Consider the following 8,118-nt stretch of genomic DNA (forward strand, 5'->3'; position numbering starts at 1 on the left):
ATTCATGCGTGTTGTCTATGCAGTTATCGCTCTACTGCTCATTCCATCATTGAGCTGGGCCGGAAATATGACGTTCCAGTTCCGTAACCCTAACTTTGGGGGAAACCCTAATAACGGCTCTTTTCTTTTAAACTCGGCCCAGGCGCAAAACTCCTATAAGGACCCAAGCGCCGATGATGACTTCGGTATTGAGACCCCAAGCGCACTGGATAACTTTACCCAGGCGATCCAGGCCCAGGTTCTGGGCGGATTATTGACCAACATCAACACCGGTAAACCGGGCCGTATGGTGACCAGCGACTTTATTGTCGATATCGCCAATGCGGACGGACAAATGCAATTAAATGTCACAGACCGGAAAACGGGGAGAACCTCCACCATTCAGGTCGCTGGCTTGCAAAGCAATTCCACCGACTTTTAGACATAGTTGAGATAAGGACAATAATCATGCAGCGCTTTCTCATACTTGTTGCAGTGTGCTTATTGAGCGGTTGTTTAACTGCTCCCCCCAAACAGGCAGCAAAACCGACATTAATGCCTCGCGCCCAGAGCTATCGCGATCTGACCCAGTTACCGTTACCAACGGGTAAGATCTACGTGTCGGTATACAATATTCAGGATGAAACGGGTCAATTTAAACCTTATCCGGCAAGTAACTTCTCCACCGCAGTCCCGCAAAGCGCCACCGCGATGCTGGTCACGGCGTTAAAAGATTCTCGCTGGTTTATTCCTCTGGAACGTCAGGGGCTGCAAAACCTGCTCAACGAACGCAAAATTATTCGTGCAGCGCAGGATAACGGCACCGTGGCGATGAACAACCGTATTCCGTTGCACTCACTCACGGCGGCAAACGTCATGGTTGAAGGCTCGATTATCGGTTACGAAAGTAATGTGAAATCGGGGGGTGTGGGGGCGCGCTACTTCGGTATCGGCGGTGATACTCAGTACCAGCTTGACCAGATTGCAGTGAACCTGCGTGTGGTTAACGTGAGTACCGGGGAAATTTTATCCTCGGTCACCACCAGCAAAACCATTCTCTCGTACGAGGTTCAGGCCGGGGTGTTCCGCTTTATCGACTACCAACGACTGCTGGAAGGCGAAATCGGCTATACCTCTAACGAACCGGTGATGCTCTGCCTGATGTCGGCTATCGAAACCGGGGTCATCTTCCTGATTAACGACGGTATCGATCGCGGTCTGTGGGATCTGCAAAACAAAAACGAAGTGAAAAACGATGTTCTGGTGAAATACCGCGAAATGTCATCGCCGCCAGAATCCTGATAGAAAGCGCATTAAAAAGGCGAGACCCTGGTCTCGCCTTTTTTATTTGCTTAACGCCGTGACGTTTCGCGCGCTGTGTTTGCGCGCCGCCAGCCACAGTCCGCTGTTTTTCATGGCATAGCCAAACACCAGCCCTAACGCCAGCGAAGGCACCACCAGCCGCCAGTCACCCTGCCCTGCAAAAGTGGCGCAAGCACCCATAAAGGTGCCAGGCACAAACGACAGCAGAAGATGCTTTGCCTGGATGCACATCAAAAACGCCACCACGCCGGTCATGACGTAGCCGACGATCTCCAGATGGGGTGCCAGCGCGCTGCCGTGGATGATGAGCATCGCCCACGCCACGCCGCTCATCAGCGTACATGCAGAGATAAACAGCCCCTTCACGCCACCCTGCGGGCAGGCGAAATAGGCTGTACAGCCCAGAAAGCCCGCCCAGCTCAGGAGTCCGAGGGAGACGGCAACCCAACCCCATATCCCGGAGAGGATGCCTGTCGTGATTGCAATAGAAAGTAGTATGTTCATGGCGCGCATCTTAGCAGATACGCTGCCATGAAATGAGATCAGGAACACAAAATATGCAAAATGAGATTTGCTGTTACATTAAGAAGGTGATCTAGATCACTCTTCGTTCTCTTCCTGCAGTTCGTCCCACATAGCGGCAATGGCGTCACGGGTCAGCGGTGCCATGGTGCGCCAGAATGGCGAGGTGGCATGAGCCTCGACCTTGCCGAGAAACGCCCCGCACCAGGGTAAAATATACTCACCGAAAAGGGTTTCCAGCGCCTCGTTTTCGTCTTCTGCCGCGTGGTCTTCAATCCAGGAAGCCGCCAGCAACAGCGTGCCAATATGGTCGGCCGGGGTATCCGTCAGCGGCATACCGCGTGAAGAGAGAAACGCACGCACTTCGGCTTCGGTTGCGCCCTCTTCCCAGGCGGAGCGATAAGGCGACACGCGACACTCTTCGCCAACAAAGAGCGCGTTGTAATCAGCTGAAATCTGCTGCATGTCGCAGCTGTTTTGCAGACGTTGCAGCAGCTCATCCTGCTCAAGTGGCCAGCTTTCGGCCAGCTTGCCTTCGCGGACCAGGGTAAATAGCGGCACCAGCAGCGGATCCTGCGGCTGGCGATAATAAAGGGAACCCAGTACGCGACAGAGGATGGAAAACTCGTTCATTTATTTAGTCCATTACACAGTTAAAATTCAGCAAATTCGGGAATCGGTGCCATGCCACGCGACGCCAGAAAATCAAGTAAACGACGAGGCGTTACGTTCAGAATGCGCTCTTCAGGGAAGCCCACCGCATCGAGGATCTTAAGGCACTCGCTAAAATCACCCAGCGTAAAGGCCGTGTGGGAATCCGAACCCAGCGCCACGTAGCCACCGGCGTCACGCACCGCAGCCGCGACTTCACGGCAGTTGGCTTCACTGCCTTTGCGGGAGTGAATAAACGAAGAGTTGTTGATCTCCAGCGCCACGGAATGCTCAGCCGCCGCCCGGGCGACAGCCTGAATGTCGATAGGGTATTTCGGGTTACCCGGATGGCTGATGATATGCACGTTGCCGCTGGCGATGGTAGCAATCATCGCCTCGGTATTGGTAGCTTTGTCCTGCGGAGCAAATACCGGCTCATGAAAACCGGCAAGGATCAGATCCAGCGAGGTCAGCATCGGGCCGGTACAGTCGATCTCACCCTGGGTGTTTTTGATGTTGGCCTCAATGCCGCGCAGGATCCCTACGCCATCCACCACCCGCGGCCAGATGCGCATATTCACAAAGTGCCAGTAGTGCGGAGCATCTGCCATATCCGGGCCATGATCGGTGATCGCAAAGAGTTTAATGTTCTTTAGCTTTGCCTGGGTGATGTAGTCATGAAGATTGCTGTAGGCGTGAGTACTGGCAACGGTGTGCATATGCAGGTCAACGGGGTACATCGTTCTCTCCTCTCGTGTTTCCCAAAGGATAGCAGTTATCCCAGGCGTTTATTAGCAAAAACCCGGCGATGGCCGGGTTTGACTCAGTAACCGCGCTGCCTGTCGACCTGCCCGGTGACCGGCTCGCCTTTTTCCAGCTGAGTGATGGTGCGCGCGATATAAGCCACGGCTTCGGCCGGACGCGTTACCGCCGCCACGTGCGGCGTCATCGCCACCCGCGGGTGCGCCCATAAAGGATTGTCGGCGGGCAGCGGCTCTTTACTGTAGACATCGAGCATTGCGCCTTTGAGTTTGCCGCGCTCCAGCGCCGCCAGCAGATCGGCCTCCACCACATGAACGCCGCGGGCAAGATTCATCAGGTAGCTATTATCCGCCAGCTGATTCAGCAGGCTGCTATTGATAATCCCCACGGTCTCCGCCGTGTTCGGCAGAAGGTTAATCAGCACGCGCGTGCCCTGTAAAAATTGCGGCAGTTCATCCATACCGGCAAAACTGGTGACACCCGGATAGTCTTTGCGCGTCCGGCTCCAGCAGCGAAGCGGGAAGCCCCAGGGTGCCAGCGCCTCGGCCACCTTCGACCCCAGCACCCCTGCCCCGAGGATACCGATGGTGAAATCTTCACGCTGATAATCGGCCAGCGGCTCCCAGCGCGCCTGCTGTTTTAACGCCTGATAGTCGTCAAACCGGCGGAACCAGTGCAGTACCTGACTGGTGGCGTACTCCTGCATCTGCTGCCCCATCCCCGTATCTTCAAGACGAAACAGAGGAATGGATTCTGGCAGCATCTCCGGGTGCGCCTTGAGCTTGCTGAGGATCGAATCCACCCCAGCTCCCAGGGCGAAGACCGCTTTCAGTTTACGCCCTTGCAGCATTTCTACCGGAGGATGCCACACCAGGGCATAATCCGCCGGGTCGTTATCGCCGCGTTTCCACTCACGAACCCGTGCGCCCGGCAGCGCCGCCGAAAGCGTTTTTATCCAGTAAGCGTTATCAAATGTCGGGTGGTAAAAAATGATGTCCATTGCGATTGCCTTCTGTTGCGCTGTTTTACGTTCATTTTCAACTGCATCGCAGCATAACAAAATTTGTGCCCTTGGTCGTTGTAGATAAAAGAGGCACTTTCAGCACATTAAGAAATCAGGTTGGTTGAAGTTTGTCTCAACGCGCTAATTTACTGAAAAAGTTGATTGACGTCCGTAAGGCTTTTCCTTACATTAGCGCCCGTCCCAGCAACAACGGGATAACAATATGGTGAGGTGTCCGAGTGGCTGAAGGAGCACGCCTGGAAAGTGTGTATACGGCAACGTATCGAGGGTTCGAATCCCTCCCTCACCGCCATATTTAAAGAAGAGCTCGCATGAAAATGCGGGCTTTTTTTTCGCATGTAGCACGCCTGCGGGAGTGATGAGAACCCTCGACTGAGGGTTCGACAACTGGCGCAGCCAGTTGGACAGCCTGAGCGCGTAGCGAACAGGCTGCCCGTAGGGCGAGCGCAGCGAGTCCATCCCTCCCTCACCGCCATATTTAAGATGAGAGCTCGTACGAAAGTACGGGCTTTTTTCGTTTATATTCTCCCGAAAGGGAGGGATGAGAACCCTCGACTGAGGGTTCAACAACTGGCGACAGCCAGTTGGACAGACCACGAACGCAGTGAGTGGGCTGCCCGTAGGGCGAGCGCAGCGAGTCAATCCCTCCCTCACCGCCATATTCAACATGAGAGCGCGTACGAAAGTACGGGCTTTTTTCGTTTATATTTTCCCGAAAGGGAGGGATGAGAGCCCTCGACCGAGGGTTCGACAACTGGCTACGGCCAGTTGGACAGTCTAAGAGCGCAGCGAACAGGCTGCCCGTAGGGCGAGCGAAGCGAGTCCATCCCTCCCGGTGCTTAATGCGACACCGTGCGGTCTAGGTCCCTCACCCTAAACCTTTGCCCAAGGGAGAGGGAACAAAGCGCCACCAGGCCTCACTCCTCCACCATCCTCGCATATTCCTCAGTCAAAAAATCCACCAGCGTTCTCACCGAAGGTAACAGCCCACGCCGGGAAGGATAGACCGCATGAATAACCTCCCTGCGCGGCTCCCATGCCTCAAGCACTTTAACTAACTCCCCGGACGCCAGTTGCTCCTTGACCATCAAAATCGGCAACTGCACAAGACCCACCCCAGCCATGGCGGCCTCTCGCAGTGCCAGCATGTCGGTGGTGATCAGACGCGGTTGAAAATGGATCTCCGCTTTGGCCCCTTCCGGCCCGCTCAGCGCCCACTTATGAACTTGTTTCCCCTCCCCCATGCTCAGGCCGGGCCAGGCGCTCAGTTCAGACGGCGCACGCGGCGTTCCCAGCCGGGTAAGCAGCTGCGGTGCCGCCACCAGACAATGGCCTCTGTCGGCCAGCACCCGCAAAACCAGATCGCTGTCGTCAAACGGACGCGGGCGAACGCGGATCGCCACATCAATCCCCTCGGCCACCAGATCCACCCGCCGGTTAGTCGCCTCCAGCTGCAGATTAATACCGGGATAGCGCGCCATAAACCTCGCCAGCATCGGTCCGACATGCACATGCAGGAGCGTCACCGGACAGGTGATCCTGACCACGCCGCGCGGTTCCGCCTGCAATGCCGCAACGGCCTCTTCTGCCGCTTCGGCTTCTACCAGCATCGCCTTACAGTGCTGATAGAAGGTATGCCCCACCTCCGTGACCGTAAACTGGCGGGTGGTACGCTGGATCAAGCGCACGCCGAGCCGCGTCTCAAGCTGCGCAATCCGACGGCTTAGTTTCGATTTAGGCTGATCCAGCGCCCGGCCCGCCGCCGCGAAGCCACCGTGATCCACCACTTTCACAAACCACACGAAATCATTCAGATCCTGCATAACGCCCTCATAGTTCCATATCAGGAACAGTGCATGTCATTTTCACCATCTACCGGGATATTAAGCCTGAATATAAGCTAATTACATCGACAGAACATCAGGAGAAGAGGATGAAAAACGTAACAGGTATTTATACCGCACCCCGCCAGCACTGGGTTGGCGACGGTTTCCCGGTGCGTTCGATGTTTTCTTACCAGACCCACGGCGAGCCGCTTAGCCCGTTTTTACTGCTGGACTACGCCGGGCCGTACAGCTTCCCGCCAGATGGGGCAAAACGCGGGGTGGGCGAGCATCCCCACCGCGGCTTTGAGACGGTCACGATTGTCTATTCCGGCGAAGTGGAACACCGCGACTCGACGGGTAAAGGCGGCGTGATTGGCCCGGGCGATGTGCAGTGGATGACAGCTGGCTCCGGCATTCTGCATGAGGAGTTCCACTCCAGCGCCTTTGCACAGCAGGGTGGCGAGCTAAAAATGATGCAGCTGTGGGTCAACCTGCCCGCCAAAGACAAGATGGCGACGCCGGGCTACCAGAGCATCACCAAAAGCCAGATCCCGGTGCTGACATTATCCGATAAGAGCGGTGAACTGCGGGTAATCGCCGGACGCTACGAGGAGGTCACCGGCCCGGCGCAGACTCACTCTCCGCTGAACCTCTGGGATATCACCCTGCGTCAGGGCAGCCTTCTGACGCTCACTCAACCTGAAGGCTGGAGCACGGCGCTGGTTGTGTTGGAAGGCAGCGTGACGGTGAACGGCTCCGCCCAGGCGGGTGAAGCGCAGCTTGTCGTGCTGAGTCAGGAAGGCGAGAAGCTGCATCTGGAGGCCAGTAGCGACACCAAAGTGCTGATGATGGCCGGAGAACCCCTGAATGAACCGATCGTTGGCTACGGCCCGTTCGTGATGAACAGTAAAACCGAAATCGCAGAAGCGATTCGCGATTTCAATTCCGGCCGCTTCGGCCAGATCTGAACATAATAAAGGAGAGAACCATGTCGACCCCAGCTAACTTTAACGGTGCGCGTCCGATTATTGATGTGAATGATGCTGTGATGCTGCTGATCGACCACCAGAGCGGGCTGTTCCAGACCGTTGGTGACATGCCAATGCCGGAGTTGCGCGCCCGCGCCGCGGCGCTGGCCAAAATTGCCAGTCTGGCGAATATCCCGGTGATCACCACCGCCTCCGTACCACAAGGGCCAAACGGCCCGCTGATCCCGGAGATCCACGCTAATGCACCGCATGCGCAGTATGTGGCGCGTAAAGGCGAGATCAACGCCTGGGACAACCCGGAGTTCGTGGCAGCCGTGAAGGCGACCGGGCGCAAGACGCTGATTATTGCTGGCACCATCACCAGCGTCTGCATGGCCTTCCCGTCGATCAGCGCGGTGGCTGACGGTTATAAAGTCTTTGCCGTGATTGACGCTTCGGGTACCTACAGCAAAATGGCGCAGGAGATCACCCTGGCGCGTGTGGTGCAGGCAGGCGTTGTGCCCATGGATACCGCAGCCGTGGCCTCTGAGATCCAGCGCACCTGGAATCGTGAGGATGCCGCCCAGTGGGCGGAAGTCTACACGCACATTTTCCCGGCATATCAGTTGCTCATGGAAAGCTACGGCAAGGCGCAAGAGGTGGTGAAGAACAGCGAAGCGCTCGATTCACAGCGTTAATGGTTCGCTCCATGGTCTGAAACCCGTGGAGCTGATTATTGCTTAACCGAACGCGCATTAATGCAGAAAATCTGCTTGACCGATTTAGCCTGACTCCCTATAGTAGCGCCCCGTTGCCCCCGAGAGGAAAGGCAGCAAAACAATATGGTGAGGTGTCCGAGTGGCTGAAGGAGCACGCCTGGAAAGTGTGTATACGGCAACGTATCGAGGGTTCGAATCCCTCCCTCACCGCCATATTTAAGATGAGAGCTCGTACGAAAGTACGGGCTTTTTTCGTTTATATTCTCCCGAAAGGGAGGGATGAGACCCCTCGACAGAGGGTTCGACAACGGGCGACAGCCAGTTGGACAGCCTGAGCGCGTAGC

General features: G+C 56.1%; 9 protein-coding genes, 2 tRNA genes and 1 other RNA gene. 7 read left to right on the plus strand and 5 right to left on the minus strand.

Features of this window, described 5'->3' with window-relative positions; genetic code table 11:
- The first annotated feature begins 4 nt into the window (after positions 1-4).
- Together csgF and csgG are read left to right on the plus strand one after the other, a co-directional pair.
- On the plus strand, positions 5-421 hold the full coding sequence (gene csgF / locus ACF8PE_RS19850; RefSeq protein WP_059308287.1) for a curli production assembly/transport protein CsgF: 417 nt from the start codon (positions 5-7) through the stop codon (positions 419-421).
- 26 nt (positions 422-447) lie between these two features.
- Positions 448-1,281, plus strand: a complete 834-nt coding sequence (gene csgG / locus ACF8PE_RS19855; protein ID WP_032617498.1) for a curli production assembly/transport protein CsgG — start codon at positions 448-450, stop codon at positions 1,279-1,281.
- A gap of 42 nt (positions 1,282-1,323) precedes the next feature.
- Here the strand turns inward: csgG and ACF8PE_RS19860 are convergent, their stop codons facing one another.
- The 4 genes from ACF8PE_RS19860 to ghrA all read right to left on the minus strand — a co-directional run bounded on the left by ACF8PE_RS19860 (position 1,324) and on the right by ghrA (position 4,237).
- On the minus strand, positions 1,324-1,806 hold the full coding sequence (locus tag ACF8PE_RS19860) for a DUF1097 domain-containing protein (RefSeq protein WP_204230911.1): 483 nt from the start codon (positions 1,804-1,806) through the stop codon (positions 1,324-1,326).
- A 96-nt stretch (positions 1,807-1,902) separates the two neighbouring features.
- Positions 1,903-2,457 carry a molecular chaperone gene (locus ACF8PE_RS19865; RefSeq protein ID WP_032617497.1) on the minus strand — a complete coding sequence of 185 codons (555 nt, stop codon included), beginning with the start codon at positions 2,455-2,457 and terminating at the stop codon, positions 1,903-1,905.
- A 20-nt stretch (positions 2,458-2,477) separates the two neighbouring features.
- Positions 2,478-3,215 carry a phosphatase gene (locus tag ACF8PE_RS19870; protein WP_117386046.1) on the minus strand — a complete coding sequence of 246 codons (738 nt, stop codon included), beginning with the start codon at positions 3,213-3,215 and terminating at the stop codon, positions 2,478-2,480.
- A gap of 83 nt (positions 3,216-3,298) precedes the next feature.
- Complete coding sequence (gene ghrA, locus ACF8PE_RS19875; protein ID WP_032617495.1) at positions 3,299-4,237, minus strand: glyoxylate/hydroxypyruvate reductase GhrA; 939 nt, start codon at positions 4,235-4,237, stop codon at positions 3,299-3,301.
- Between the two features lie 228 nt (positions 4,238-4,465).
- On the opposite strand from ghrA, the gene ACF8PE_RS19880 reads away from it, so the two are divergent.
- Together ACF8PE_RS19880 and ACF8PE_RS19885 are read left to right on the plus strand one after the other, a co-directional pair.
- Positions 4,466-4,553 (plus strand) — tRNA-Ser (locus ACF8PE_RS19880).
- A 228-nt stretch (positions 4,554-4,781) separates the two neighbouring features.
- Positions 4,782-4,920: non-coding RNA, RtT sRNA (locus tag ACF8PE_RS19885), on the plus strand.
- Between the two features lie 258 nt (positions 4,921-5,178).
- Here ACF8PE_RS19885 and ACF8PE_RS19890 read toward each other — a convergent pair.
- Positions 5,179-6,084: a LysR family transcriptional regulator gene (locus tag ACF8PE_RS19890; protein WP_032610807.1), complete on the minus strand. Its 906-nt coding sequence runs from the start codon at positions 6,082-6,084 to the stop codon at positions 5,179-5,181.
- A gap of 110 nt (positions 6,085-6,194) precedes the next feature.
- Between ACF8PE_RS19890 and ACF8PE_RS19895 the strand changes: the two genes are divergently transcribed.
- From ACF8PE_RS19895 to ACF8PE_RS19905, 3 genes are all read left to right on the plus strand, one after another.
- Positions 6,195-7,055: a pirin family protein gene (locus tag ACF8PE_RS19895; RefSeq protein ID WP_117386045.1), complete on the plus strand. Its 861-nt coding sequence runs from the start codon at positions 6,195-6,197 to the stop codon at positions 7,053-7,055.
- A 20-nt stretch (positions 7,056-7,075) separates the two neighbouring features.
- Positions 7,076-7,753, plus strand: coding sequence for an isochorismatase family protein (locus ACF8PE_RS19900; RefSeq protein WP_117386044.1), 678 nt, complete (start codon positions 7,076-7,078; stop codon positions 7,751-7,753).
- A 146-nt stretch (positions 7,754-7,899) separates the two neighbouring features.
- Positions 7,900-7,987: transfer RNA gene (locus tag ACF8PE_RS19905), tRNA-Ser, on the plus strand.
- The last annotated feature ends 131 nt before the right edge of the window (positions 7,988-8,118 follow it).

This window comes from Leclercia sp. GLN_9, assembly GCF_043105735.1.
In the GTDB taxonomy this organism is placed as follows: Bacteria; Pseudomonadota; Gammaproteobacteria; order Enterobacterales; family Enterobacteriaceae; genus Enterobacter; species Enterobacter adecarboxylatus.